The organism is Agrobacterium leguminum, assembly GCF_005144435.2.
Lineage (GTDB): Bacteria > Pseudomonadota > Alphaproteobacteria > Rhizobiales > Rhizobiaceae > Agrobacterium > Agrobacterium leguminum.
Genome location: NZ_CP120211.1, coordinates 1834008 through 1859562 on the forward strand (window position 1 = coordinate 1834008; position 25555 = coordinate 1859562).

Sequence of the window (25555 nt, forward strand, 5' to 3'; positions counted from 1 at the left end):
TAAGAAAAAAACAAGCCAGTCAGCCGTTATTGGCCGATTGTGCCCCAGTTTTCAGCACCTGCGGAAGGTTTCCGCGTTGTGCCGCACGCACTTGCTGTTCCCTTGCCGCTTCATGCCTTTCCGGCTTTCCTTGAATGTCGGCAGTCTCATCTGGCAGCCGGCCCCGGTGTTTTCACCATCGGCCGGCCATAGCTCCCTCACTCATCGATCGATGAGAGCGCCTTCCCCATAAGCTCGTGAAGAAAACCGGCGATTGCCGCCTGCTCTCCTTCATTGGTGATGAGATCGTTGCGGATCTCGATCATGACGTTCAAAAGCCCGTCCGGCAGCGCATGCAGCCGCAGCGTATGCGTCACGCCGTCTTCCGGGCCATAGGGATCGTTGCGATTGACCGTGAGTGAGGCACCTTCGGCGCCCGCCAGCATCGCATCCGCGAGGCGGCTGTCGGTATCGTGCAGGATGCCGATCTCAACCTTTCGGAACCGGCCGTGATAGACCGGCGTGAAACTGTGGATGGTCACCACCACCACGTTGCGGCCATCCGCCTGCCGCGCGGCGATGATCTCGCTCACCCGGTCATGAAACGGCACATAAAGTGCTGAGGTGCGGGCGAACCGCTCCGCTTCGCTGAGATCGAAATTGCCGGGAATATCGTAAATCTCGCTTTTCACCGGCATGGCGGAAGGCGATTCGGGCGGCCGGTTGCAATCATAGACGAGACGCGAAAACCGCTGATAGACGAGCGTGGCGTCAAACTTTTCCGAAAGCAGCCGGGCAACGGCCAGAGCGCCCGGATCCCACGCCGCATGGCTCGAAAGTACCTCCGGCGAAAGACCCAATGTGCCGAATTTCTGCGGAATGGTGGCGGAGGCATGTTCGCAGACGAGAAGGACGTCGCCCTTCGCCGCAGCATTCTCGATGCCGACGGCCTGCCCTTCCGCTTCTGTGAAAAACCGTGACCGCACCGTCATGCACGAACCCCGCCCGGAAACCCCGTCGCTCCGTCAACGCCGAAAAGAATTCTTCACATTATTGCGAGTGTCAAATGGAATTTTGAAATTTTCTCTTCATTTTCCCATTGACTCGATAGCTGGCACAGATGTTTATTTTAGCCATGCACCGGCAGAAGACCGGAAGGGGAAAAATTTGCGCAGCACGACGGCGACCGTGTCGGATGTCATTCATGCCCATTACGACGCACTGACCCGTTCGGAAAAACGGCTGGCGGAGAGCCTGCTCGGCAACTACCCCGTCTCCGGCCTCGGCAGCATCACTACCATTGCGGAAAATGCCGGCGTTTCGACGCCGACGGTGGCGCGCATGGTGCAGAAACTCGGTTACAAGGGCTATCCGGAATTTCAGGCGCATCTGCACCAGGAACTGGAAGCGACGATCTCCGGCCCCATCGCCAAACATGACCGCTGGGCAACCAACGCGCCCGGCCTGCACATTCTCAACCGCTTCGCCGATGCCATCACCGGCAATCTGCGCGATACGCTGAGCGATCTCGACACCGCCGTCTTCGACAATGTCGCGGCATTGCTTTCCGACCGCAAGCGCAGCATCTATTTCGTCGGCGGGCGCATCACCGGTGCGATTGCCGAATATTTCTTCACCCATATGCAGGTGATCCGGCCGAAGACGACGCTGATGTCGTCGAATTCCAGCGCCTGGCCGCAATATATGTTGAACATGAGCGCCGGCGACATACTGGTTATCTTCGATATCCGCCGTTACGAGCACGACATGACGACACTGGCCGAAGTGGCCAAGGCCAATGGCGTGCAGATCATTCTCTTCACCGATCAATGGACATCGCCGGTGGCGCGCCACGCGCTGCACACTTTCCGTGTCAGGATCGAAGCTCCCTCGGCATGGGATTCCTCGGTCGTCACGCTGTTCGTGGTCGAAGCGCTGATCGAAGCGGTGCAGAACGGCACCTGGGATGAAACCAGGGAACGCATGAATGCACTGGAAGGCCTGTTCGAACAGACGCGGCTGTTCCGCAGGCCGGACAGAACATGAAACTACATAGCCGGGCAACTTGCTTGACGCGGATGCCGCACGCTGATTGGATACCTGTCATCGCTACCAGCACGATAAAACAGGATAAGAAACCAAGCTGGGGAACGTATCTGGCCACCACGGATCATGAGGGGAATCTCCCGCAATTGCAGGCAAAAAGCCGGGTGATGGCGGAAAACGGGCGTAAAGTGACGGAATCCGGATAAATAAATTGCAATCCAGCCGTCACATTAGCTTCATCGAGAATCCGTATCAGCGTCCGCAATATGAGAACACGAAGAGGAGAAAAAAGTGATCTCTCACTGCCGCCGACTGCTCGCTACGACCACTGCACTGGTCATCGCCTCCACCGCAATTGCCGCCGCTGAACCGAGCGCCGAGCTGATCGCCGCCGCCAAGAAGGAAGGCATGCTGACCACCGTCGCGCTGCCGCACGACTGGTGCGGTTACGGCGACGTGATTGCCGCCTTCAAGGCGAAATATCCGGAAATCACCGTCAACGAACTGAACCCCGACGCCGGCTCCGCCGACGAAGTCGAAGCGGTGAAGGCGAACAAGGACAATAAGGGCCCGCAGGCGCCTGACGTCGTCGACGTCGGCCTCGCTTTCGGCCCGCAGATGAAGGCCGAAGGCCTGCTGCAGCCCTACAAGGTCTCCACCTGGTCCGAGATTCCTGACAACGTCAAGGATGCCGACGGTTACTGGTACGGCGACTATTACGGCGTCATGTCGATGTTCGTAAACAAGGACCTCGTGAAGAACACGCCGAAGGACTGGGCCGACCTGCTGAAGCCGGAATATTCCGGTCAGGTAGCGCTCGCCGGTGACCCGCGCGCCTCCAACCAGGCTATCCTCGGCGTTCTCGCCGCCGGTCTTGCCACTGGCGCAAAGTCCGGCAAGGAAGCCGGTGAGGCCGGCCTGAAATATTTTGCCGATCTCAACAAGGCCGGCAACTTCCTGCCGGTTATCGGCAAGGCCGGCACGCTGGCGCAGGGCGCGACCCCGATCATCGTCGCCTGGGACTATAACGCCCTTTCCTGGAAGAAGACGCTGAACGACAACCCGCCGACGGAAGTCATCGTTCCTGAGAAGGGCGTTCTGGCAGGCGTTTACGTTCAGGGCATTTCCGCTTACGCTCCGCATCCGAACGCTGCCAAGCTGTGGATGGAACACCTCTACTCCGACGACGGTCAGCTCGGCTGGCTGAAGGGCTATTGCCACCCGATCCGCTTCAACGCCATGGTCAAGGCCGGCAAGGTTCCGCAGGAACTGATCGACAGCCTGCCGCCGGCAGCAGCCTATGAAAAGGCGATCTTCCCGACACTCGAGGAAGTCGACGCCAACAAGGCTGCCGTCACCGGTGGCTGGGACAGCGTTGTCGGCGCAAACGTGAAGTAAACTGTTGAAAACGCACCCCGGCCGATCAAAAGCCGGGGTGCTTCTTTTATGATGTAGACCTTTATATACAGACCGTTTGAAAACGGCGTTTGGGGACAAGGATGCCATCAACCAACACCGGCGGACCATCCGACGCGGGCAGGAAACTGCCGCTGCACTGGATTGGCGTCGTACCTTTTGCCGTTTTTGTTCTGCTGTTTCTGATTATGCCGACGATGAAGATCGTCATCGGCGCATTCCAGCATGCCGATGGCAGCTTCACGCTGGAAAATATCGCCGGGCTTTTCACCTCCTCCATCCTGGCGGCCTACTGGATTTCGATCAAGATCAGCCTCGCCTCGGCGGCGCTGGGCTGCCTGATCGGCTTTGCCGTCGCCGCCGCCGTGGTGCTGGGCGGATTGCCGCAGCGCATTCGCGGACCGCTTCTGACCTTTTCCGGCGTCGCTTCGCAATTCGCCGGCGTGCCGCTCGCCTTCGCCTTCATCGCCACGCTTGGCCCGGTCGGCCTTCTCACCGTCTTCCTGAAGACGCAGATCGGCATTGATCTGAGGTTGCTCGGTTTCAACATCCTGTCCTTCTGGGGCCTGACCGTCACCTATCTGTTCTTCCAGATACCGCTGATGATCCTCATCATCACGCCGGCGCTGGACGGGCTGAAACGCGAATGGCGCGAGGCTGCGGAAATCCTTGGCGCGACCGGCCTGCAATATTGGCGCATGGTGGCCTTCCCCATCCTGTTGCCGTCGCTGCTTGGCACCATGTCGCTGCTCTTCGCCAACGCCTTCGGCGCGGTGGCGACCGCAATTGCGCTCACCGGCTCCTCGCTCAACATCGTGCCTATCCTGCTTTTCGCGCAGATCCGCGGCGACGTTCTCGGCAATCCGCATCTCGGTTACGCGCTTGCCTTCGGCATGATCGTCGTCACCGGCATTGCCAATGCGCTTTATATCTGGCTGCGCGCCCGCAGCGAAAGGTGGCTGAAATGAAGCGTTTCTTCGCCTGGGGCGCGCTGGTCTTCGGCCTTCTTTATTTCGCCCTGCCGCTGATCGGCATGACCAACTTCTCGCTGAAAATGCGGCGCGGAGAATATTCCTTCGACGCCTATGGCAAGGTGCTCACCGACCCGCGCTTTCAGGAAACCTTCAGCTATTCGGTGGTGATGGCGCTGTTCACCATCGTCTTCGGGGTTCTGCTGGTGGTACCCACCGCCTATTGGGTGCGCCTGAAACTGCCGGGCCTGCGCCCCTATATCGAATTCATTACGCTTTTGCCGCTGGTCATCCCGGCCATCGTCATCGTCTTCGGTTATATCCGGCTTTACAACACCTCGAGCTGGCTGCCGCTGACCGGCACGAGCTTCGGCACCAACCTGCTTTTGATGTTCGGTTATGCCACACTGGCCTTGCCTTATATGTACCGCGCCGTCGATACCGGCCTCCGAACCATCGATGTGGCAACACTGACAGAAGCGGCGCAGAGCCTCGGCGCGGGCTGGACCACCATCCTCTCGCGCATCATCCTGCCCAATGTTCTGGTCGCCGTGCTGTCCGGTGCGTTCTTGACCTTCGCCATCGTCATCGGTGAATTCACCATGGCGGCCCTTTTGAACCGCCCGGCCTTCGGCCCCTACATGCAGCTGCTCGGCGCCAACCGCGCCTATGAACCGGCCGCACTTGCCGTGATTTCCTTCGGCATCACCTGGGGTTGCCTGGGTCTGATCCAACTTGTTTCACGCTACCAGAAGGGCGCGCCTCCCAAGGCCTGAGGACAATATTTCATGAGCTTTTTGACACTTAGCAACATCAAGAAATCCTTCGGCTCCGTGCAGGTCGTGCATGATTTCAACATGGCCATCGAAAAAGGCGAATTCGTCTCCTTCCTCGGGCCATCGGGCTGCGGCAAGACCACCGTGCTGCGCATGATCGCCGGCTTCGAGACCCCGAGCGGCGGATCGATCGTCATCAACGGCAAGGACCAGACGGCGCTCAGACCGAACCAGCGTAATATCGGCATGGTGTTCCAGGCCTATGCGCTGTTCCCCAATATGAATGTCTACGAAAACGTCGCCTTCGGGCTCAAAGTCGCCGGCAAGCCGAAAGCCGAGATCGATGCGCGCGTGAAGGAAATGCTCCAGCTCATCCATCTGGAACATCTGGCGGACCGTTACCCCTACCAGATGTCGGGCGGCCAGCAGCAGCGCGTGGCGCTTGCCCGCGCGCTCGCACCGAAGCCGGAAGTGCTTCTGCTGGATGAACCGCTCTCCGCGCTCGATGCCAAGATTCGCGTGTCGCTGCGCGAGGAAATCCGCCAGATCCAGCAGAAACTCGGCATCACCACCATTTTCGTGACCCACGATCAGGAAGAGGCCCTGTCGATTTCCGACCGCATCGTCGTCATGAATGGTGGCCGCGCCGACCAGATCGGCTCCCCCTTCGATATCTACAACAAGCCCGCGACCCGCTTCGTCGCCTCTTTCGTCGGCACGCTGAACCTCATCGACGCCACCGTGGTCGATTCCTCATCCAACACCATCCGTGTCGGAGAGCAGCAGATCACCCTGCACAAGTCGGTCAATGCGGCAAACGGCGAAAAAATCACCCTAGCCCTGCGCCCGGAAGCGGGCTCGCTCGGCGGCGATGCGAAAGGCGATGTCGCCATTTCCGGCCTTGTCACCTCCAGCCAGTTCCTCGGCTCCGTCATCCGCACCCGCCTCGATCTCGGCGGTTCCACCCTATCTTTCGACATGTTCAACGATCCCGGCACAGCACCGCCCGCCGTCGGTGAGCAGGTGACGCTGAAATTCGCAGCCGGCGACCTGATGCTCATCAAGGACTGAAGCGCTTTTCCAGACGCAAAACCGCTTCGCCCATTTGCGGGACATGGTAGAGCAGGTATGACTTCGAACCTGCATACCAACCATGTGAGGCCATGATGCGCGCGCTTTTTTACGAACTGTTCGGCGAGACCCCGGTTGTTGCGTCCCTGCCAGATCCGGAACCGACCGATGGCGGCGTGGTCATCGAGGTAAAGGCGACCGGCCTCTGCCGCAGCGACTGGCACGGCTGGATGGGGCATGACCCGGATATCCGCCTGCCGCATGTTCCCGGCCACGAATTCGCAGGCGTGATCGCCGCCGTCGGCAAAAACGTCACCCGCTTCAAGACCGGCGACCGCGTTACCGTGCCCTTCGTTTCCGGCTGCGGCCATTGCCATGAATGCCGCTCCGGCAACCAGCAGGTCTGCGAAACGCAGTTCCAGCCCGGCTTCACCCATTGGGGTTCCTTCGCCGAATATGTCGCCATCGACTATGCCGATCAGAACCTCGTGCATCTGCCTGAGACGATGAGTTACGCCACCGCCGCCGGCCTCGGCTGCCGTTTCGCCACCTCCTTCCGGGCCGTGACCGATCAGGGACGCCTGAAGGGCGGCGAATGGCTGGCGGTGCATGGCTGCGGCGGCGTCGGCCTCTCCGCCATCATGATCGGCGCTGGCCTCGGTGCGCAGGTCGTCGCCATCGACATTGCGGAAGACAAGCTCGAACTTGCGCGGCAGCTGGGTGCGACCGCCACCATCAACAGCCGCGCGGTTGCCGATGTTTCCGAGGCGGTACGCGAAGTGACGGGTGGCGGTGCACATGTCTCGATCGATGCGCTTGGCCACCCGCAGACCTGCTGCAACTCCATCAGCAACCTGCGTCGGCGCGGCCGCCATGTGCAGGTGGGGCTGATGCTGGCAGACCACGCCATGCCCGCCATTCCCATGGCGCGGGTGATCGCACATGAACTGGAGATTTACGGCAGCCACGGCATGCAGGCATGGCGTTACGAGGACATGTTGGCGATGATCGAAAGCGGCAGGCTCGCGCCGGAAAAGCTGATCGGCCGCCACATCACGCTTTCCGAGGCAGCAACCGCCCTGCCCGCCATGGACAGCTTCAGGGAAAGCGGCATCAGCATCATCGACCGGTTCGAATAGTGCAGGCTCCTGAGACCGTCTGAGGTTTAGGGATTTCGCACCGCTCAGGCGCTCCTGCGTCCGAATGTCCGGACCGCAGTGGTTCCTCGGGCAGACGCATGGGCCGGCGATGCTACCGGGATACGCGCCGCGTGATCCGTCTGGCTATCGCTCCATTGACGGTTTACCAGCTGTTTCTTGCGGACCTCCAGCGGGTCGGGGGTGTCCTCCTCCTCTTGCCGCTTACTTCCCGCAACTGCGGAGATCGTCGCCAATCGCGAAATCCATCGCACTAGCTGCATGCCCTTGTGAACAAGCACAAAGATACCAACAATTGCGACCGCTATGATAATGACGAGGTTCCAGGGCGCGTCGCTGCCCCTCGCCGCCCGCTCCATGCGGTCTTTTGTCGTTGGATCAAAACCAAGCGTCGCCTTCAGCCTGGCGATATCCGCATCGCTGAGCCTGCTGTACCGCTCGCCACGATACAGCACATAACCGCTCCTATCCCCGCTGTTGAGATAACCGATGTCGAATGCTTCCCCGTCGCGAAGAAAAGGCTCGTTATCCGGCAGATCGTAAACGAGATCGATTGTCTCGCCGCCGCCGAATCCGGGGATGGCAAAAAACCGGGACTTCCGCGCCTCAGCTTCGCTCACGAATATCGCGGAAAATAGAAACCCGACCGAAAAAAGCGCAATATGCTTCATTCACTCTCTCCAACAACAACGAGAATGACAACAACTGGCATTACTGAATTAATTTGAAGTTTATACTTAGGATAACATCTTAAATTTAAGATATATATTGCATATATCTAATATTGATCGATTTATTACAAGAATGAACTGTGCTAAATTATAATAAAATGAACTTCGAACGATGCGGCATGACGTATATCCGCCGACGCTGCAAACCATTGGCGCGAACAGCGCCCCACGTTAAACCGCAATCACACGCAATTGCTTTGAGTATAACGCCGCGATGATGCGACAGAGCGCAACGTCGGCGAACATGACGGATTAGATGCAAGGAACGCGACATGCTGTTTCTCGATAGCGTAACTATGAAGGAAACCCCGGATGGAGAGAAAGGATATCCCTTCTCCGTTCCGGCGCTGCGCCATCTGGAACGCCTCGAATTCAAGACGCCGATCACCTTTTTTGCCGGCAATAACGGCTCCGGCAAATCGACGCTGCTGGAAGGGCTGGCGGCGGGAATGACGGCCTATGCCATCGGCAATCACGGCCAGGTTGCCGGCGACCTCTACCTTCAGCATGCCGAGACCGTGGCGAAGTCCTTCTATTTCGCCCGCAAGAAATATCCGAAAATCCGCATGTTCATGCGCGCGGAAGACGTGCTTGGTTATATCCGCCGGCAGAACGAGGACGCGCTGGACGATTTTCGCTGGGAGCGGGAAAAGGCGCTCAAGAAGGGCGAAGACTTTCCGGAAGAAACCCCGGATACGTTTCCCAGGATCGTCAGGAACAATGTCATCGACCGGCGTTCGCATGGCGAAGGATTTCTCGATATCATGCAACAGCGGCTGCATGGCGCCGGCCTCTATTTTCTCGACGAACCGGAAAGCCCGCTTTCGCCGCAAAAGCAGCTCGAGCTGGCAGCCCTTATCCGCGACGCCGCCGATAGTGGCGGGCAATTGATCATCGCCACCCATTCGCCGGTGCTTTTGGCCATTCCCGAGGCGACCATATATCATTTCGACGCGGACGGCATCACCGAGCGCCTCTATGACGAGCTGGAAAACATCAGTTTCCTGCGCCGCTTTCTTGATCGCCCCTCGAAATACCTGAGCGATTGAACGTCGATTAGGCTTGAAATCGCGCCGCGCTTGCCGCATGCCCATAAGTAATACGTAATTTAGAAAAGAAGCAGCCTTATGTCTCCCACCACCACACCGGCGGCAGCCCGGCCCCTCAACGGTCAGGATTACAGAACTCTTGGCCTTTCGGCCCTCGGCGGCGCGCTGGAATTTTACGATTTCATCATTTTCGTATTTTTCGCCACCGTCATCGGCCATCTGTTCTTCCCGCCGGAAATGCCGGACTGGCTGGTGATGATCCAGACTTTCGGCATCTTCGCCGCCGGTTATCTGGTGCGGCCGCTGGGCGGCATAGTGCTGGCGCACTATGGCGACCGTTACGGCCGCAAACGGGTCTTCGCCTTCTCCATCCTGCTGATGGCGCTCTCGACGCTGGGCATGGCGCTGATGCCGACCTATGCCACCATCGGCGTGGCTGCCCCCATCCTGCTCATCATCCTGCGCATGCTGCAGGGCGCGGCCATCGGTGGTGAAGTACCGGGCGCCTGGACCTTCGTTGCCGAACACGTGCCCTTCCGCCGCGTCGGCCTCGCCTGCGGTTTCCTCACATCGGGCCTTTCCTTCGGCATCATGCTGGGTTCGCTAATCGCTTTCGCCATCAACTCGCTCTTCACACCGGAAGACGTGGCCGGTTACGCCTGGCGCATTCCCTTCCTGCTCGGCGGCATTTTCGGCCTGATCGCCGTCTATCTGCGCCGCTGGCTGGAAGAAACGCCAATCTTCACCGAGATGAAGAAGTCGAAATCGCTGACGGACAAGCTGCCGCTCGGGCTGGTGCTCAAGCACCATATACGCGGCGTGGTCATTTCCGCCCTGCTGACCTGGGTTCTCTCGGCCGCCATCGTCGTCACGACGCTGATGACGGCCACCTTCCTGCAGAAGCTTTACGGTTATACCCCGACACAGGCGCTGGCCGGCACCAGCTTCGGCACGCTGTTCCTGATCTTCGGCGTCATCATCGCCGGCGCGCTGATCGACCGCGTCGGCTCCGGCATCTTCTTCATGGGGGCCAGCATCTTCTTCGGCATCGCCACCTTCACCTTCTACAGCTATGCCGGCACATCGCTTCAAACCATGTTTGTGCTTTACGGCGTCATGGGCCTGTCGGTCGGCATGGCGGGTGCGGTGCCCTATGTCATGGTCCGCGCCTTCCCGGCCTCGGTGCGCTTCTCCGGCCTCTCCTTCGCATATAACGTCTCCTATGCCGTCTTCGGTGGGCTGACGCCGATTGGCGTGACGACCGCACTTGCCATCAACCCCATGGCCCATGCCTGGTATCTGGTCTTCATCGCCGTCCTCGCCTTCGCGATCGGCCTCTATCTCTATCTGCGCGGCAGCGAGGTGGAGAGCCATGTCGGCATCGAGGAACTGGCGGCGTTGAGGTCATAAAAACAATGAATATGAATACCGCCCTCGGCCTCGCGCCGAGGGACAACGAGCGACAACGAGCGACAACAATCAAGTATACATGCCGGAGTCTGAGCGCAACGATAACCAGTCCAGCCAATTACTCCAGCAAGCTGTGCTTTAAAAAAAATTAAATGCGAAGACCTATCTGCGATCGTGTAAATCATATAAAGATTATCTTACGATTTATTTTAAAGAATTAAATATTATCTAGAGCATAAATTGAATCATCAACGAACAGCGATTTTCCTTACTATTTTGATCGCATTGGGCTTTACTAAATTTAGAACGTTATTTTATTCACTTTATTTTTTAGAGAAAGGCGAAATAAATTATTTCATAATATCTACATCTATTACAGCAGCGCCTTTTATACCGTTTTTTACCGTCCTATTTCTAATTTTTTTCCCGTGGAGAATGCATAGGTATCTGGCTGTCGCTTTGGCGATGCTCGCCGGAAGCGCAGGTATGCTGCTCAGTCTTTTCGCTGCGTCGCTTTCGGGCGGAGGCACCTACATGGTTTTGTTTCACGGTTTCACGCTAAGCCTTGCAGTCCCGGCATCAATTTTGTTTACGGCGCGCAGGTCGACGCAACCATCCTCTAAATGCGGCTGGCTGTTCTTGATCATTGCTGCGGCCGCAGGGCTTTGGTCCTTGGTCGCCGGGGTTGCCGCTGCCGCGCAGGCGCAATATCTCGCCGGTCAGCAAGCCTTCTGTATTGCAGCGCATACCGAGAATGACGATGCGCCGCTAAGATCATTTGCCGAACTGAGGGGCCTCGCTTTTTACACAACTTTGTCGGGATATAGAGATTACCACAACTGGTATTTCCACGGGCTTCTAATCGTAACTCAAAGGGGTGGTGTGAAAGTATATAATTGGTCTCCGCGTCGACTGCGCTTCGACCTTGTTGCGAATCCAGAGCGATTGCTGGAGTCACCCAAATCGGCTTGCGTTCCTCAGAGTAATTTCTGGCGCTCCTTGTCTATCCTCTAAGGTCATAAGCAGATAAAAATGCAAAAAACGCGGGAATGACCCGCGCTTTTTAGTTGCGACATATTGTTGCTGTTGATCGGCCAAAACCTCACGCCGCGCTGTCGATTTCCTCAGCACCGTTCGTCGGCACGTAGTTGAGGACAGGACCGAGCCAGCGCTCCACCTCTTCCACCGGCATATCCTTACGGCGCGCATAATCGAGAACCTGATCGCGCTCCACCTTGGCGACGCCGAAATAATAGCTCTCGGGATGGCCGATATAGAGGCCGGAGACGGAGGAGCCAGGCCACATAGCGTAGCTCTCGGTCAGTTCCACGCCCGCCGCATTGGTGGCGTCGAGCAGGGCGAACAGCGTCTTCTTTTCGGTATGATCGGGCTGGGCCGGATAGCCGGGTGCGGGGCGAATGCCGGCATAGGCTTCGCCAATCAACTCCTCGCCGGCAAGAGCCTCGTCCGGTGCATAACCCCAGAACTCCTTGCGCACCCGCTCATGCATGCGCTCGGCAAAGGCTTCCGCGAAACGGTCGGCCAGCGCCTTGACGAGAATGGACGAATAATCGTCATTGGCCCGCTCGAAGCGTTCGGCAATCGCCACTTCCTCAATGCCCGCTGTCACCACGAAACCGCCGACATAATCGGCAACGCCGCTATCGACAGGCGCGACGAAATCGGACAGCGCCACATTCGGGCGACCGTCGCGCTTGGAAAGCTGCTGGCGCAGCGTGAAGAAGGTCGCAAGCTCTTCGCCGCGGTTTTCATCGGTAAACAGCCTGATATCGTCACCCACGGCGTTGGCAGGCCAGAAGCCGATCACCGCCCGCGGACGGAACCAGTTTTCCTCGATGATCTTCTTCAGCATCGCCTGCGCATCGCTGTAGAGCTGCCGCGCCGCCTCGCCCTGCTTTTCGTCATCGAGAATGGCCGGGAAACGACCCTTCAATTCCCAGGTCTGGAAGAACGGCGTCCAGTCGATGTAGCGGGAAAGCTCTTCAAGATCGTAAGTCTCGAACACCCTCGTGCCAAAGAATTGCGGCTTGACGGCGCTATAGGCCGACCAGTCGATCTTATGCGCATTCTCGCGGGCGCGGGAAAGCGGCAGGCGCTGCTTTTCGCGCTCATTGCGGGCGTGCGCCTCCGCCACCTTGGCATATTCGGCGCGGATGCCATCGATATAAGCGGGCTTCTGCTCTTCGGAAAGAAGCGCTGACACGACACCCACCGCGCGCGAGGCGTCGGTGACATAGATTGCCTGTCCCGCCTCGTAACGCGGATGGATTTTCACCGCCGTATGAACGCGGCTCGTCGTCGCGCCGCCGATCAGGAGTGGAATATCGAAACCCTGCCGCTCCATTTCGGCCGCCACATGCACCATCTCGTCCAGCGACGGGGTGATAAGGCCGGAAAGGCCGATCACATCCACCTTTTCCGCAATCGCCGTCTCAAGAATTTTCGTCGTCGGCACCATGACGCCGAGATCGATGATCTCGTAGTTGTTGCAGGCGAGAACGACACCGACAATGTTCTTGCCGATATCGTGCACATCGCCCTTCACGGTGGCCATCAGCACCTTGCCGGCGGCACTGCGCTCGGACCCGCCATTCAGGCGTTTTTCCTCTTCCATGTAAGGAAGCAGCACGGCAACCGCCTGCTTCATCACGCGGGCGGATTTCACCACCTGCGGCAGGAACATCTTACCCGAGCCGAAGAGATCGCCGACCACATTCATGCCGGCCATCAGCGGCCCTTCGATGACGTGCAGCGGACGGGCAGCCTGCTGGCGCGCCTCTTCCGTATCGGCTTCGATATATTCGGTAATGCCGTTGACCAGCGCATGTTCCAGCCGCTTCTCGACGGGCAGTTCGCGCCAGGAAAGATCCTGAACCTTGGTATCTTTGGCGCCCGTGCCACGGAAGCGCTCCGCGACCTCCAGCAAACGCTCGGTCGCATCGTCGCGACGGTTCAGCACCACGTCCTCGCAGGCCTCACGCAGTTCTGGATCGATATTGTCGTAAACCGCAAGCTGACCGGCATTGACGATGCCCATATCCATGCCGACCTGAATGGCGTGGTAAAGGAACACGGCATGCATCGCCTCACGCACCGGCTCATTGCCGCGGAAGGAGAAGGACAGGTTGGAAACACCGCCGGAAATATGCGTCAGCGGCATGGTCTCGCGGATGGTTCTGGTGGCCTGGATGAAATCCACGCCGTAATTATTGTGTTCCTCGATACCGGTCGCAACGGCAAAGACGTTGGGATCGAAGATGATGTCTTCCGGCGACAGGCCCGCCTTTTCGGTCAAGAGCTTGTAGGCGCGCGAGCAGATCTCGACCTTGCGCTCATAGGTGTCAGCCTGCCCGACCTCATCGAAGGCCATGACCACGACCGCCGCGCCGTAATTATGGACGAGCCGCGCCTGCTGGAGAAACTTCTCCTCGCCTTCCTTCAGCGAAATCGAATTGACGACCGATTTGCCCTGAACGCATTTCAGGCCGGCCTCGATGATCTCGAACTTGGATGAGTCGATCATCACAGGCACGCGGGCGATATCCGGCTCGGCGGCGATGAGGTTCAGGAACTCCACCATCGCCTTTTCGGAATCGATCAGACCCTCATCCATGTTGATGTCGATGATCTGCGCACCGTTTTCCACCTGGTCGCGGGCGACAGCCAGAGCCGCCGTATAGTCACCGGCGGTGATGAGCTTGCGGAAGCGGGCCGAGCCGGTGACGTTGGTGCGTTCGCCGACATTGACGAACGGAATGTCCTTCGTCAGCACGAAAGGCTCGAGGCCCGAAAGCGACATGAAGGGCTTGTGCTCGGGAATTTCGCGCGGCTTGTAGCCTTTGACAGCCTCCGCAATCGCCCGGATATGCTCCGGCGTCGAACCGCAGCAGCCGCCGACGATGTTGACGAGACCGTCGCGGACAAAGCCCTGAACCTGACGCGCCATCATCTCGGGCGTTTCGTCATATTGGCCGAATTCATTCGGCAGGCCGGCATTCGGATAGGCGCAGACGAAGGTGTCGGCCACGTCAGACAGTTCCTGAAGATGCGGACGCATGGCGTCGGCACCCAGCGCGCAGTTCAGGCCGATGGTAAAGGGATTGGCATGGCGCACCGAGTTCCAGAAGGCCGAAGGCGTCTGGCCGGAAAGCGTGCGGCCGGAAAGGTCAGTGATCGTACCGGAGATCATCACCGGCAGGCGGATGCCCTTTGCCTCGAAACGCTCCTCGCAGGCGAAGATCGCCGCCTTGGCGTTCAGCGTATCGAAAATCGTCTCGATGAGGATGATGTCGGCGCCGCCATCGATCAGGCCATCAATCTGCTCGCCATAGGCGATGCGCAGATCGTCGAAGCTGACGGCGCGAAAACCGGGATTGTTGACGTCAGGCGAAATGGAGGCCGTGCGGTTGGTCGGGCCGATGGCGCCGGCCACGAAACGGCGGCGGCCATCTTCGCGCTCGGCGCGCTGGGCGGCGCGGCGGACAATTGCGGCACCCTCGCGGTTGAGGTCGTAGACGGCATTTTCCATCTCGTAATCGGCCTGCGCGATACGCGTCGACGAAAACGTGTTGGTTTCGAGAATATCCGCGCCCGCCATGGCGTAGCGGTAATGGATATCCTCGATAGCGTCCGGCTGGGTCAGGATCAGAAGGTCGTTATTGCCCTTCTGGTGACAGGCACAGCCGATAAAACGATCGCCACGAAAATGGTCTTCGTCAAAACCCAGCCCCTGGATCTGCGTGCCCATGGCGCCGTCGAGAATGAGGATGCGTTCGCTGGCGGCTTCGCGCAACGCCTTGAAAATTTCTGCGCCGTCACGCTTTGCCCCTTCAGGGCCGAACAGATCGTCAAACACGGGCACACTCCTCATTTCGATTTGCAAGATCGCAAGCCGTCAAGTCACATAAAGATATGTTTATGTCAATATATCTTCAAGAGACAGGCATGGCTTTGCGCAGTTGCAGCACGTTACGAAATATCGCTGACAGATGACAGGTTTATACGGCAAGGATATAAGCCGAAGCAGCAAACCGCACGGAGGACGAGAATGCCCGAGGACGATCACAACAGCCGCAACTGGAACACCCTGCCCTGGCATCGCCAATGGCTGGTAAAACAGGCCGAGGGACTTTTCGATTTCTTCCAGTATCGTGCCCTCAACCCTGCCGGCGGCTTCTTCGATCTCGATGCCAAAGGCGCGCCGCTGCAGCCAAACGACCCCGTGCGCGGCATTCACGCATCCGCCCGCATGGTCCATTGCTTCTCCATCGGCCACCTGCTTGGCCGCCCGGGCTGCGGCGATATCGTCGATCACGGCATGACCTATCTCTGGAACAGGCACCGCGATGGCGAACATGGCGGTTATTTCTGGCAGGTGAACGATGCCGGCCCAGTGGACGCCACCAAGCAGGGTTACGGCCATGCCTTCGTGCTTCTCGCCGCCTCTTCCGCCAAGACCGTCGGCCACCCGCTGGCTGACCGGATGCTGGCCGATGTTACCGAGGTTCTGGAAACCCGCTTCTGGGAAGAAAAACACGGCGCCATCGCCGAGGAATTCCATCGCGACTGGTCGCCCATCGAGAATTACCGCGGCCAGAACTCCAACATGCACCTGACCGAAGCGCTGATGGCGGCCTATGAGGTCACCGGCGACAATAGTTACCTCAGCAAGGCGGAGCGCATCGCCGATCTCGTCATTCGCCGCCGCGCCGGCGAGCTGGATTTCCGCGTGCCGGAGCATTTCGACGAGAACTGGACACTCGACAAGGAGTATCGCGGCAACGAAATGTTCCGCCCTTCCGGCTCCACCCCCGGCCACTGGCTGGAATGGGCGCGCCTCATCCTGCAATTATGGGTGCTGGGGGAGCGCCGCCACGACTGGATGCCGGTGGCGGCGAAATCGCTCTTCGTGCAATCCATGGCGCTCGGCTGGGACCGGGAAAAGGGCGGCTTCTTTTATACGCTCGACTGGAACGACAATCCCGACAAGCGGGCGAAGCTCTGGTGGCCCATGTCCGAGGCGGCGGGCGCCGCCCACTTCCTCAACGAGAACCTGCCGGCGGACAACTTCTATGAAGACAGCTATCGCCGCATCTGGAGCACCATCGCCAACAATTTCATCGACCATGAGAATGGCGGCTGGCACGAGGAGCTGACGGAAGGTCTGGTTCCCGCCCACACGCTGTTCCCCGGCAAGGGCGATATCTACCACGCGCTTCAGGCCTGCCTCATCCCGCTTTTCCCGGCGACGGGAAGCCTGACGAAGGTGATCAGGGAAAGCGGCGGGGATTATTGAGGCGCTGCGCAACCGTCCGTCATGCCGGCCTTGAGCCGGCATCCAGCCACGGCGCGTCTGCGCCGTGAAAGAGCCTTTCGCGATCAATGACTTGATCGCACTGGACCCCGGATCAAGTCCGGGGTGACGATGTCTGGCGGCGTCTCAAAACCCGATGGTTTCCTCGAAATCGTCCCAGGACTGGTACATTTCATAGCGCCCGATACCCGGGATCGGCACATGCCCGTAATAGGGCGAAAGCTGAAACTCAGCAGCCGCCTCGCTCTTGCCGGCCACGGCGGCCACATAGATGGCGGAGGCGAGCCCGGTGCGGTTCGCGCCATGTTCGCAATGAATGAGGATCGGTTTTTCCGCATTGCGCAGCACGGCCGCCAGCGTTTCCGAATCTTCCACCGAGACCTTTTCGCTTGAACTCAGCGGATAATCGACAAGCCGGATGCCGTTGTTCTTGGCCGCAAGACTTTCGGCATCGTACCAGCCTTCGCGCTTTTCATCGCGCAGGTTGATGATCGTCTTGATGCCATAAGCCTTGGCATAGGCCGCGATGTCCTTGCCGCTCGGCTGGGCCGAACGATAAAGCTCTCCGGGAATGACTTCATGAAAATTTCCGGTGAGCTGGCCGATGCCCATATGCGCACCCGCCAGAACCGGCAGAGCGACAAGGCCGATGGCGGTTATTTTCAGAAACTTCAGAACAATACGCAAAACATCAACCCGCGACATTCATCGAATGGAGAGGGAGATGGCATCGCAAATGGACGAAAACAAGTCAGCGACTGCCCCAGCCGGTTCCGTTACGGACGATGGGAATTCACCCATCCGCCCGAAACCGCTGTGATGCAGGGATTTTCCGGCCGCCGCTCACCGGCGCGAAAATTTTCAAAATGCCGTGATAACCGACAGCCACACGAACCGCTCAGTCGAATTCCGCGGAAATGACGGTGACGCGCCATTCCAGCCGTTGCGGCTCCACCCTTTCATTGTTGCGCATCCGGAACGCCCGGCAGGCCGAGAAAGTCTCCCCGGCCTCGATCCGTCTTTCGCTCACCTGATAGGGATCGAAGGAAACGGAGGCACGGAAGGCCGGTTCGAACCCTTCGAGCGTATAGGTCAGTCGCTGTAGGGCGACATTATTGTCGTTGCGGAAGCTGACGCGGATCGGCAATGCCGCATCCGGGCAGGCCGCATCGAATCCGGCGCTTGCGACGATATGGTCGAGCCGCTGGTTGCCGCGCCACCAGTCATAAATCACAAAGGCGGCGGTGGCCGTCCAGATCAGCAACAGGCAGATGACGACGGATTTGAGATGCCGTGGAAATGCAATGAGGGTGAGAAGAAGAATGGCGCTGAGAACGGCTCCGACAATCACGTCGCCCCTCCTCCGCTAAAATAAAACCTCATGCGATTTCATCCTCCCATGCCCTTTCCGCCCGCAACGATCCCCCTCACCGGGAGGTCGCAACGGTGTAGTCTCAACCGCAACTTATGCCGCCGGCAATGCAGCGAAAAGCATCGGCACCGCCATAGTCTACCACAACTCTATGGTCGCGCCCTGCGCTGTCAAGACAACCAAGCGTGACGTCGGCCGGGCGCCCTGCCGGACTTTTGACGAAACGGCGAAGGGAACCAAACACGGCCAAAGACGTTCGCCGCATCAGAACAGCATGGCGGGGCGATAAAAAGCCGCGATCCGGGGCAAGACGGCCCGCAAAGCCGGGAGGACACGAGCGCCTCTTGGAACCGCCGAACCCCGACCCATATTAAAAGCAGCTAATCTATGCTATGGATGTCAGTCAGCTCAGGGAGAAAAACGATGAAAACGCTGATCGTAACGTCACTCCTGGCCCTGTCGGCCAGCACCGCAATGGCCGCGGATGCCGTCTACGAAACGCCCGCACCTCCGGTCGCGCAGGAAACCCTGCCGGTCTTTACCTGGTCTGGCCCCTATCTTGGTATTCAAGGCGGCGCGGGCTGGGCGAATGGCGATTTTTCGGCGGGCGGCCCAGTCGCCTCGGATAATTTCGACGGCGGCATTCTGGGCGCTTTCGTGGGTTACAATTACCAGTTCGACAATAATCTGGTCCTCGGCATCGAAGGCGATGTCGATTATAACTGGAACGACAATGACTATGCGGGCACCGAAATCGGCACCGACTGGCAGGGCTCCGTTCGCGGCCGCATCGGTTATGCCTTCGACCATGCCCTGCTCTATGCCACCGCCGGCTGGACCGCGACACGCGGCTTCATCGAAACGCCCGGCGCCGGCAAGGACAGCACCACCTTCAACGGCTACACCGTTGGCGCGGGTCTGGACTATGCCTTCACCGACAATGTGTTCGGCAGGCTGGAATATCGCTACAACGACTATAGCGACAAGGACATCTTCGGCATCAACACCGATGTCGACCAGCACACTGTGAAGGTCGGTCTCGGCGTGAAGTTCTGATCGCGACCAATCGATTTCGACAAAAGCCCGGCCTTCCGCCGGGCTTTTCCGTTACTGAAAGCCTCAACCGGCTTGAATTCTTACATTCTGAAATCAGAAAAATATGAACTGTGCAGAAATGGAATATTCACAGGCCGTTCACCCGTCCCGTGCCATGATCCGGGCATAATGAGCCTCTATCTCCCGAAGCAGGCTTATGGAGTAGCCCCGATGAAAAAGATAATTCTTTCCACTATTGCCGCGCTGGTCGCCACCGGCAGCATTTTTGCATCCTATGGCACCGCTGCCGCGCAGGACTATCCCTATCGCCCGCGCTATGACCGTGGCTACGACCGCGGCGGCCCACCCCCGCCGCCCTATCGCGAACACCGCCGCCACAATGACGGCGCAGCGATTGCCGGCGGCCTCGCTGCAGGCGTCATCGGCGGGCTGATCGGCGGCGCCATCGCCAACAGCAATAACGGCCCGCGCTACTACGAGCCGCCACCGCCTCCCCGCCCCCGCTGCTGGTTCGAAGACCGCCGCGTTCCTAATTCCTATGACGGCGGCTGGCATACGGAAAGTATGCGGGTTTGTAACTGACCGTATAGCCGCAACAGACAAGGGCGCCGGGCGAAATGAACCGGCGCGCTATGCAGTCGACGTTTGCCCGGCAAAACATATACCCCTTAGACACAATGTGCTGCTATATTTTCTCAGCAGCCTTTAAGGCGTTAGGTTGAGACGTTCGTTTGGGGACTCGCGCAGTATATGGCCTACCTCGGCTCGTGGTATAAATTGCGGCCCACATTTTCCCTGTTCGAATATCGCCAGTTACGTCTTCGCGAGGATGCGCCATCCCCGTCCATTCTTGTCCGGATCCGAGCATCGTAGGAATTATCGGTGGATTTCCAGGCATTTGAGGATGCAGAACCACAAACGTTTGGCTCGCTTTGTTGCGCCATTTCGCCCAGATATTGGGGTACTCCAGTAAACAAAAATGGGTAATCGTAGTAGGAGCATCGCCACGGTTCACAGCGTTTACCACAAGCAAGTTAGTCTGCTCTACTCCGCCTTGGCCAATCAATGTCATATCAGGATTGGCACGCACAGAGATTTTGGGGCCGCTCTCAAACCAGCGTCTGATTTCCAATGCCAGCGCGCCTGTTGCTACAATCGCGGCATAAACTGCTACCCAATCACTAGCGTTCATTTTTGAAGCCACCCCTTTTCATGACCCGGTTAAGGAGCGATGGTGGGCCCGGAGGGAGCGCCCACCACCGCTTAAAAGCCTTAGAAACCGGGCTTTCAGGGATGGCTAAGGGGACACGATGTCCCCCTTTTGTGTTCTGCATCACATAGTTCGGCAAAACCTTCAATAGGGACGCCTATTCATGCTGCCGTGCCGAGCTGAACTCCGAGGCCAAAATCGGCACACCAGTAGATAAGGAAGTTTGAAATGGTGCCGCCTACGTGAGGCATTTCCCCAAATCTAAGGCGTTGAATACAAATGTCTTTCTCAGGCAGGTAGTGAGACACAATGTCCCACTTTTGTGCACTAGCTTTCTATATGAGCTGCGTGTGTACGGTAACACGGGAACGTGTCGAGAAGACAGGTTAACCGCCTCCAAATCCTCACGGCCGAGCAATAGGTATAGAAGGATGCAGCAATAATTTTCATCACCGCTCTTTATCTGGATAGGGAAAGCTGGCTACACAACGAGCAAGAGGCGTCGGCCGAAGCACTACCAGAATGTCGAGTGAGCAAGTATGAACAAAATCACCAATGAATTTAGCGAGTTCGTCCTTTTCTCAGAGGACGAGCACAAAGCACTAGACAGCCGCAGCGAAGAACGCGAGGTCAGAGGCAAGTCGACAACTTACGTCAAATGCCTTGTTCGCAATCAGATCGTGCAACTTAAGCCGGAGGAGCGGACCCGCCAGCTTTGGCTCGCTCGACTAATTGATCAATATGGCTATTCACCATCACGCATTCAGGTTGAGTATCCTATTACCTTCGGGCGCGACAGCTCCAAGCGGGCCGATATCGTCGTCTTTGACGCCGATCGCCCAACAGTTCCGTACATCATCATTGAAGTGAAACAGGGCAAACTGAGGGACGGCAAAGAGCAGTTGCGTTCCTATACTCACGCGACTGGTGCGCCCTTGGCAGTGTGGAGCAACGGTATCCTAGCTGAAGTATGGCATCGGAAGAACCCGAACTACTTTGTCCCAATTCACCATCTGCCGCGCTCCAGTCAAACCATTGAAGATATCGTTGATCAACCGTGGACTATCCAGACCCTTATTGACAAGGAAGACGAACGGGAACGCGAAGGGTCAAAAGCACGGTCGCTACGTGAGTTGATCGTGGACATGGAAAACGAGGTGCTGGCGAATGCGGGCGTCGATGTCTTTGAAGAAGTATTCAAGCTGATATTCACGAAGCTTTATGATGAAATGGCTACTCATCGTGGCCAGCACCCTTACCTGCGCTTCCGCAATACCAACACCTCGGCACAGCTAAAGCGTGCAATCCAGGATTTGTTCGATGAAGCCAAGCGGAAGTGGCCTGGGGTTTTCCTCGAAGATGAGCGCATTCGGTTGTCCCCGGACCATCTTCAAGTCTGCGTTGGGTCGCTCGAAGAATGGAAACTATTCAACTCCAACCTGGACGTAATCGACGACGCCTTTGAGTACCTCGTTAACAAGTCGTCGAAGGGCGAGAAGGGGCAATACTTCACCCCTCGTTGGGTGATTGACATGTGCGTGAAGATGCTCAACCCACAGGAGTACGAAACGGTTATCGACACCGCTTGCGGTTCGGCAGGCTTCACGGTGCATGCGATGTTCCATGTCTGGCGCAAGATCATTGCGGACATGGGACTAGAAGAAAGCCATCTGTTTACGATGGATCAGAAACCACCACGCTGCGAAGACTATGTGCGCAACAAGGTGTTCGCAATCGACTTCGATGAAAAGTCGGTTCGCGTGTCGCGCTGCCTCAATCTGATCGCAGGGGATGGCGAAACTAATGTGCTGCACCTCAATACACTTGACTGGACCAAGTGGGACGAGACGGTGAAGCAAGACGATTGGGCCGACACCTACGGCGACGGTTGGCGACGCCTACGCAAGTTGCGTGCCGATCCTCGGCGAATGGACTACCGGTTGTTCGGCTATGACGTGCTGATGGCCAATCCGCCCTTCGCGGGCGACATCAAGCAATCGGATATGTTGTCACCCTATGACCTGGCCCATAAAAAAACGGGCAAACTGGAAAGCGCAGTTGGTCGCGACTTGCTGTTCATCGAGCGTAATCTCGACTTTCTGAAGCCCGGCGGACGTATGGCCGTTGTGCTGCCACAGGGCCGGTTCAACAACTCTTCCGACCAGCGGGTACGCGAGTTCATCATGGACCGATGCCGCATCCTTGCCGTCGTTGGCCTGCACCCGAACACCTTTAAGCCCCACACGGGTACCAAGACGAGTGTCTTGTTTGTGCAGAAGTGGAACGACGATCCCGCTGCAGGGCCGCTGTGCCCCAAGGTAGACGACTACAATATCTTCTTTGCCACGCAGCAGGTGGAAAGCGTCAACAACTCGGGCGAGAAGGTCTATGTGACCCGTGATGACGGTACCTTGATGCGAGACATGCACGGGCACTTCATCGTCGCACACGACCTCTACAATCATGATGGGCTGACACACGACGGCATAGCCGAAGCCTTCCAGGAATTCGCTGCGCAGGAGCAATTAAGTTTTTTTCGCCTCGCCCCTTCGACAGTGAGCATCTAAGCGCACGGTTGGAGGGGCTAGAAGCCTCCATCAACACCTATCAAAACGTCTTAGTAAACAAAGACTGGCGCGTAGATAGCGATTTCTGGACGAAAGAACCTCATCGCAATCCAAACTTGAATTACGAGCCCATTGGAGCCCACTTAACCAATTCACAGTACGGGATTTCCATTGTCATGAACGAGGATGGCAATGGGGTCCCAATCTATCGCATGAACGAGATGCACGACATGCTCTGCGACTACAGCATTATGAAGTCTGCTCAAGTCTCGGAAAAGGAGATTGCCCAGTTTGGCCTTAACGATCGGGATGTACTGTTTAATCGCACAAATTCTTATCAATGGGTCGGTCGGACCGGCTTGTATAAAGGTAACGAAGGACAAAGAGCGATTTTTGCATCGTATCTAGTCCGATTTTGTACAAATGAAGCTTCTATACTGCCAGAGTATCTCACCGCGTTTTTAAGCTGCAAGTACGGCCAACAAGAGGTCAGACGCCGTTCACGGCAGTCAATCAATCAAACCAACGTTAACCCAGAAGAGGTGAAAGAGATACTCCTTCCTGTTTTGAGCCTGGACCTCCAGAACCGGCTCAGAAGTGCATTCGATCTAGCTCACGTGGAACGGCTCGCGGCTACAGAAAAATTGAAGACTGCAGAAGACACTCTTCTAGCTGCCTTGGGGCTGGGGGACTGGACGCCGCCTGAGCCACTCAGCTACACGGCACGTGCTAGCGACGCCTTCGCGGTCGGGCGCTGGGATGCACAGTATTTCCGCCCCTTGTTCTCAGAGGTCGAACAGCGACTTTCGGCGACTGGCAGGGCAATAGAACTAAGTGCAATTCTCGATGTTAACAGTCGTGGACGACAGCCGAATTATGCCGACGAGGGTCTGCCTGTCGTCAATTCAAAGCACGTACGTACAAACAGGGTTGTACTTGACGATGACAACCGCTTGGCTACTGAGGCTGGCTCAACCGTGATCATCGAAAAGGGCGATGTTCTAGTTAATGGAACAGGCGTTGGTACAATAGGAAGAGCAGCTGCATATCTACATGAGCAGAAGGCCTTGCCCGATAATCATGTGACCGTGCTTCGTTCGTCGCGTGTGGATCCGATCTACCTCGCTGTGTTTTTGAACAGTATCCTTGGTCAATTGCAAATTGAGCGTCATATCAAAGGGTCGTCAGGACAAATTGAACTCTATCCGAGCGATATCGCCAAGATCGTATTCTGGGACGCTCCCGATCGTGTACAGACAGACGTTCGCGACGCTGTCATGTCGGCCTTCAATCAGGGGAGGCGGGCCCGGGATCTTCTTGAAGCCGCAAAGCGCTCCGTCGAAATCGCCATTGAAGACACTGAAACGGCCGCGATAGCCTTTCTCGACGCAACAAAGGGGGCACACTGATGGCGCTCCCACCCCATGCTCAAGAATGGCTCGAACGGGCGGAGATCGATTACATCGGGCCTTTCGTAAAGGCCTGGGCCGCGTTCAACGCTTGGTATCGACACGCCAGTGGGCATTCGAAAGAGCGCGACATGCTCAATTTCGCTATTAGAAACAACAACAGCCGCCTGCGGCGACGGGTCCTGCCTCTACTCCAAAACAACAACGCCACTGCCGAAGCCGAAAGGCTAAAGCAAGCGATTTGTGACCTCCAGTTAAGGCTTGATGCTATCCAGTGGGAGGTCTCGCCCAAGGGCAGTGTTGAGCGCGTATCACTCCGGGAGGTTTGCATTGCTCCGAAACATCTGCAGCAAGAGCAAGTAGAGCGAAATGGGCAGCGCTTTACCGCCAGGAAGATAGCAGGTGGGCATATTGAAATCACTGTGGTGTCATTAAGCACTGGCAACGTCAGGTTTCAATTCGTTCAGGAACGCTATGACCCTGCGACGGTCTATGCCGAACAAGGGTTTATAGCGAACTTGTCGAGCGTACAGCAGCTACGGCTGAGAGAGTTTTATGACGGCTGCAACCCGCGCCCCATGGTCGATCTCGTACAAGGGAGTGGGCCTCAGTTACAGGTTTCGACCATGCAATTTCAGTGTGCACCGGAAGAACTTTTGGCTGGCTTGGTCGAGACACTCTATGCAATGAGAAACGCTCTATTGCATGGCGAAGTTGACCCAGACGAGCAGGTGCTTGCTTGCTTTGAACCCGCTTACAAAATTGTGACATGTTTCCTGCGAAGCATCAATTGAGCGTGCAGAGGAAAACGCCTCGCTGCGATGACGGACTTTCGGCATGTCAAAAGGCACATGGAGGCAGGGAGGGCGAGATTGCTGTTGAAGGCCATCGTTGAGCCGCTTTGGCGGCAATGAGAGAGCGTCCACCATCCGCTTAAAGCCTTGACTTACTTGAGTCCGGCCAGTGGCTAGGGAGACACGATGTCTCCCTTTTGTGTTCTT

The 25555-nt window shown here is 57.5% G+C and carries 21 protein-coding genes; 15 read left to right on the forward strand and 6 right to left on the reverse strand.

The window, feature by feature from the left end:
* Positions 1-197: 197 nt before the first annotated feature.
* Entirely contained in the window at positions 198-971 is a 774-nt protein-coding gene (locus tag CFBP4996_RS09035) for an N-formylglutamate amidohydrolase (protein WP_080851340.1), read from the reverse strand.
* 175 nt (positions 972-1146) lie between these two features.
* On the opposite strand from CFBP4996_RS09035, the gene CFBP4996_RS09040 reads away from it, so the two are divergent.
* From CFBP4996_RS09040 to CFBP4996_RS09065, 6 genes are all read left to right on the forward strand, one after another.
* The gene (locus CFBP4996_RS09040) at positions 1147-2025 is read left to right on the forward strand and encodes a MurR/RpiR family transcriptional regulator (protein ID WP_080851335.1); all 879 of its coding nucleotides are present in this window, start codon (positions 1147-1149) and stop codon (positions 2023-2025) included.
* 291 nt (positions 2026-2316) lie between these two features.
* Positions 2317-3423 (forward strand): ABC transporter substrate-binding protein, encoded by a 1107-nt coding sequence (locus CFBP4996_RS09045; protein WP_080851332.1) that lies wholly within the window; start codon positions 2317-2319, stop codon positions 3421-3423.
* Positions 3424-3524: 101 nt separating this feature from the next.
* On the forward strand, positions 3525-4409 hold the full coding sequence (locus CFBP4996_RS09050) for an ABC transporter permease (RefSeq protein ID WP_020813650.1): 885 nt from the start codon (positions 3525-3527) through the stop codon (positions 4407-4409).
* Positions 4406-5188, forward strand: coding sequence for an ABC transporter permease (locus tag CFBP4996_RS09055; protein ID WP_080851329.1), 783 nt, complete (start codon positions 4406-4408; stop codon positions 5186-5188). Before CFBP4996_RS09050 ends, CFBP4996_RS09055 begins: the two co-directional genes overlap by 4 nt.
* 12 nt (positions 5189-5200) lie before the next feature.
* On the forward strand, positions 5201-6259 hold the full coding sequence (locus CFBP4996_RS09060) for an ABC transporter ATP-binding protein (protein WP_080851327.1): 1059 nt from the start codon (positions 5201-5203) through the stop codon (positions 6257-6259).
* A 95-nt stretch (positions 6260-6354) separates the two neighbouring features.
* Complete coding sequence (locus tag CFBP4996_RS09065; RefSeq protein WP_080851325.1) at positions 6355-7398, forward strand: zinc-dependent alcohol dehydrogenase family protein; 1044 nt, start codon at positions 6355-6357, stop codon at positions 7396-7398.
* A gap of 44 nt (positions 7399-7442) precedes the next feature.
* On the opposite strand, the gene CFBP4996_RS09070 is transcribed toward CFBP4996_RS09065, so the two are convergent.
* Positions 7443-8087, reverse strand: a complete 645-nt coding sequence (locus CFBP4996_RS09070) for a hypothetical protein (RefSeq protein WP_080851323.1) — start codon at positions 8085-8087, stop codon at positions 7443-7445.
* Between the two features lie 332 nt (positions 8088-8419).
* On the opposite strand from CFBP4996_RS09070, the gene CFBP4996_RS09075 reads away from it, so the two are divergent.
* The 3 genes from CFBP4996_RS09075 to CFBP4996_RS09085 all read left to right on the forward strand — a co-directional run bounded on the left by CFBP4996_RS09075 (position 8420) and on the right by CFBP4996_RS09085 (position 11620).
* Positions 8420-9196 carry an AAA family ATPase gene (locus CFBP4996_RS09075; protein ID WP_080851321.1) on the forward strand — a complete coding sequence of 259 codons (777 nt, stop codon included), beginning with the start codon at positions 8420-8422 and terminating at the stop codon, positions 9194-9196.
* Between the two features lie 78 nt (positions 9197-9274).
* Positions 9275-10606, forward strand: coding sequence for an MFS transporter (locus CFBP4996_RS09080; protein ID WP_080851319.1), 1332 nt, complete (start codon positions 9275-9277; stop codon positions 10604-10606).
* 240 nt (positions 10607-10846) lie between these two features.
* Positions 10847-11620 carry a hypothetical protein gene (locus CFBP4996_RS09085; protein ID WP_137396238.1) on the forward strand — a complete coding sequence of 258 codons (774 nt, stop codon included), beginning with the start codon at positions 10847-10849 and terminating at the stop codon, positions 11618-11620.
* A gap of 88 nt (positions 11621-11708) precedes the next feature.
* On the opposite strand, the gene metH is transcribed toward CFBP4996_RS09085, so the two are convergent.
* Positions 11709-15482 (reverse strand): methionine synthase, encoded by a 3774-nt coding sequence (gene metH, locus CFBP4996_RS09090; RefSeq protein WP_080851316.1) that lies wholly within the window; start codon positions 15480-15482, stop codon positions 11709-11711.
* 192 nt (positions 15483-15674) lie between these two features.
* Here metH and CFBP4996_RS09095 point away from each other — a divergent pair, with 192 nt between their 5' ends.
* Positions 15675-16922 (forward strand): AGE family epimerase/isomerase, encoded by a 1248-nt coding sequence (locus CFBP4996_RS09095; protein ID WP_080851315.1) that lies wholly within the window; start codon positions 15675-15677, stop codon positions 16920-16922.
* A gap of 144 nt (positions 16923-17066) precedes the next feature.
* Here the strand turns inward: CFBP4996_RS09095 and CFBP4996_RS09100 are convergent, their stop codons facing one another.
* Both CFBP4996_RS09100 and CFBP4996_RS09105 read right to left on the reverse strand, forming a co-directional pair.
* Positions 17067-17627, reverse strand: a complete 561-nt coding sequence (locus CFBP4996_RS09100; protein ID WP_003522823.1) for a dual specificity protein phosphatase family protein — start codon at positions 17625-17627, stop codon at positions 17067-17069.
* A gap of 211 nt (positions 17628-17838) precedes the next feature.
* Entirely contained in the window at positions 17839-18291 is a 453-nt protein-coding gene (locus CFBP4996_RS09105; protein ID WP_080851313.1) for a hypothetical protein, read from the reverse strand.
* 444 nt (positions 18292-18735) lie between these two features.
* Here CFBP4996_RS09105 and CFBP4996_RS09110 point away from each other — a divergent pair, with 444 nt between their 5' ends.
* Together CFBP4996_RS09110 and CFBP4996_RS09115 are read left to right on the forward strand one after the other, a co-directional pair.
* Positions 18736-19368, forward strand: coding sequence for an outer membrane protein (locus tag CFBP4996_RS09110; RefSeq protein WP_080851311.1), 633 nt, complete (start codon positions 18736-18738; stop codon positions 19366-19368).
* Positions 19369-19578: 210 nt separating this feature from the next.
* Entirely contained in the window at positions 19579-19950 is a 372-nt protein-coding gene (locus CFBP4996_RS09115; RefSeq protein WP_035261012.1) for a hypothetical protein, read from the forward strand.
* Between the two features lie 103 nt (positions 19951-20053).
* Here the strand turns inward: CFBP4996_RS09115 and CFBP4996_RS09120 are convergent, their stop codons facing one another.
* On the reverse strand, positions 20054-20560 hold the full coding sequence (locus tag CFBP4996_RS09120) for a hypothetical protein (protein ID WP_137396239.1): 507 nt from the start codon (positions 20558-20560) through the stop codon (positions 20054-20056).
* A gap of 557 nt (positions 20561-21117) precedes the next feature.
* Between CFBP4996_RS09120 and CFBP4996_RS09125 the strand changes: the two genes are divergently transcribed.
* From CFBP4996_RS09125 to CFBP4996_RS09135, 3 genes are all read left to right on the forward strand, one after another.
* Positions 21118-23145 carry a type I restriction-modification system subunit M gene (locus CFBP4996_RS09125; RefSeq protein WP_080851308.1) on the forward strand — a complete coding sequence of 676 codons (2028 nt, stop codon included), beginning with the start codon at positions 21118-21120 and terminating at the stop codon, positions 23143-23145.
* 176 nt (positions 23146-23321) lie between these two features.
* A complete protein-coding gene (locus tag CFBP4996_RS09130; RefSeq protein ID WP_137396240.1) occupies positions 23322-24554 on the forward strand; it encodes a restriction endonuclease subunit S in 1233 nt (410 codons plus the stop codon).
* Positions 24554-25348, forward strand: coding sequence for a hypothetical protein (locus tag CFBP4996_RS09135; RefSeq protein ID WP_080851304.1), 795 nt, complete (start codon positions 24554-24556; stop codon positions 25346-25348). Before CFBP4996_RS09130 ends, CFBP4996_RS09135 begins: the two co-directional genes overlap by 1 nt.
* The last annotated feature ends 207 nt before the right edge of the window (positions 25349-25555 follow it).

Bases quoted from the DNA above. Each gene is read 5' to 3' on its own strand.
- CFBP4996_RS09055 (WP_080851329.1), top strand. From the start codon at position 4,406: ATGAAGCGTTTCTTCGCCTGGGGCGCGCTGGTCTTCGGCCTTCTTTAT.
- CFBP4996_RS09060 (WP_080851327.1), top strand. From the start codon at position 5,201: ATGAGCTTTTTGACACTTAGCAACATCAAGAAATCCTTCGGCTCCGTG.
- CFBP4996_RS09065 (WP_080851325.1), top strand. From the start codon at position 6,355: ATGCGCGCGCTTTTTTACGAACTGTTCGGCGAGACCCCGGTTGTTGCG.
- CFBP4996_RS09135 (WP_080851304.1), top strand. From the start codon at position 24,554: ATGGCGCTCCCACCCCATGCTCAAGAATGGCTCGAACGGGCGGAGATC.
- CFBP4996_RS09125 (WP_080851308.1), top strand. From the start codon at position 21,118: ATGAACAAAATCACCAATGAATTTAGCGAGTTCGTCCTTTTCTCAGAG.
- CFBP4996_RS09095 (WP_080851315.1), top strand. From the start codon at position 15,675: ATGCCCGAGGACGATCACAACAGCCGCAACTGGAACACCCTGCCCTGG.
- CFBP4996_RS09035 (WP_080851340.1), bottom strand. From the start codon at position 971: ATGACGGTGCGGTCACGGTTTTTCACAGAAGCGGAAGGGCAGGCCGTC.
- CFBP4996_RS09130 (WP_137396240.1), top strand. From the start codon at position 23,322: ATGAACGAGGATGGCAATGGGGTCCCAATCTATCGCATGAACGAGATG.
- CFBP4996_RS09075 (WP_080851321.1), top strand. From the start codon at position 8,420: ATGCTGTTTCTCGATAGCGTAACTATGAAGGAAACCCCGGATGGAGAG.
- CFBP4996_RS09080 (WP_080851319.1), top strand. From the start codon at position 9,275: ATGTCTCCCACCACCACACCGGCGGCAGCCCGGCCCCTCAACGGTCAG.
- CFBP4996_RS09115 (WP_035261012.1), top strand. From the start codon at position 19,579: ATGAAAAAGATAATTCTTTCCACTATTGCCGCGCTGGTCGCCACCGGC.
- CFBP4996_RS09050 (WP_020813650.1), top strand. From the start codon at position 3,525: ATGCCATCAACCAACACCGGCGGACCATCCGACGCGGGCAGGAAACTG.
- CFBP4996_RS09070 (WP_080851323.1), bottom strand. From the start codon at position 8,087: ATGAAGCATATTGCGCTTTTTTCGGTCGGGTTTCTATTTTCCGCGATA.
- CFBP4996_RS09120 (WP_137396239.1), bottom strand. From the start codon at position 20,560: ATGAACGCTAGTGATTGGGTAGCAGTTTATGCCGCGATTGTAGCAACA.
- CFBP4996_RS09110 (WP_080851311.1), top strand. From the start codon at position 18,736: ATGAAAACGCTGATCGTAACGTCACTCCTGGCCCTGTCGGCCAGCACC.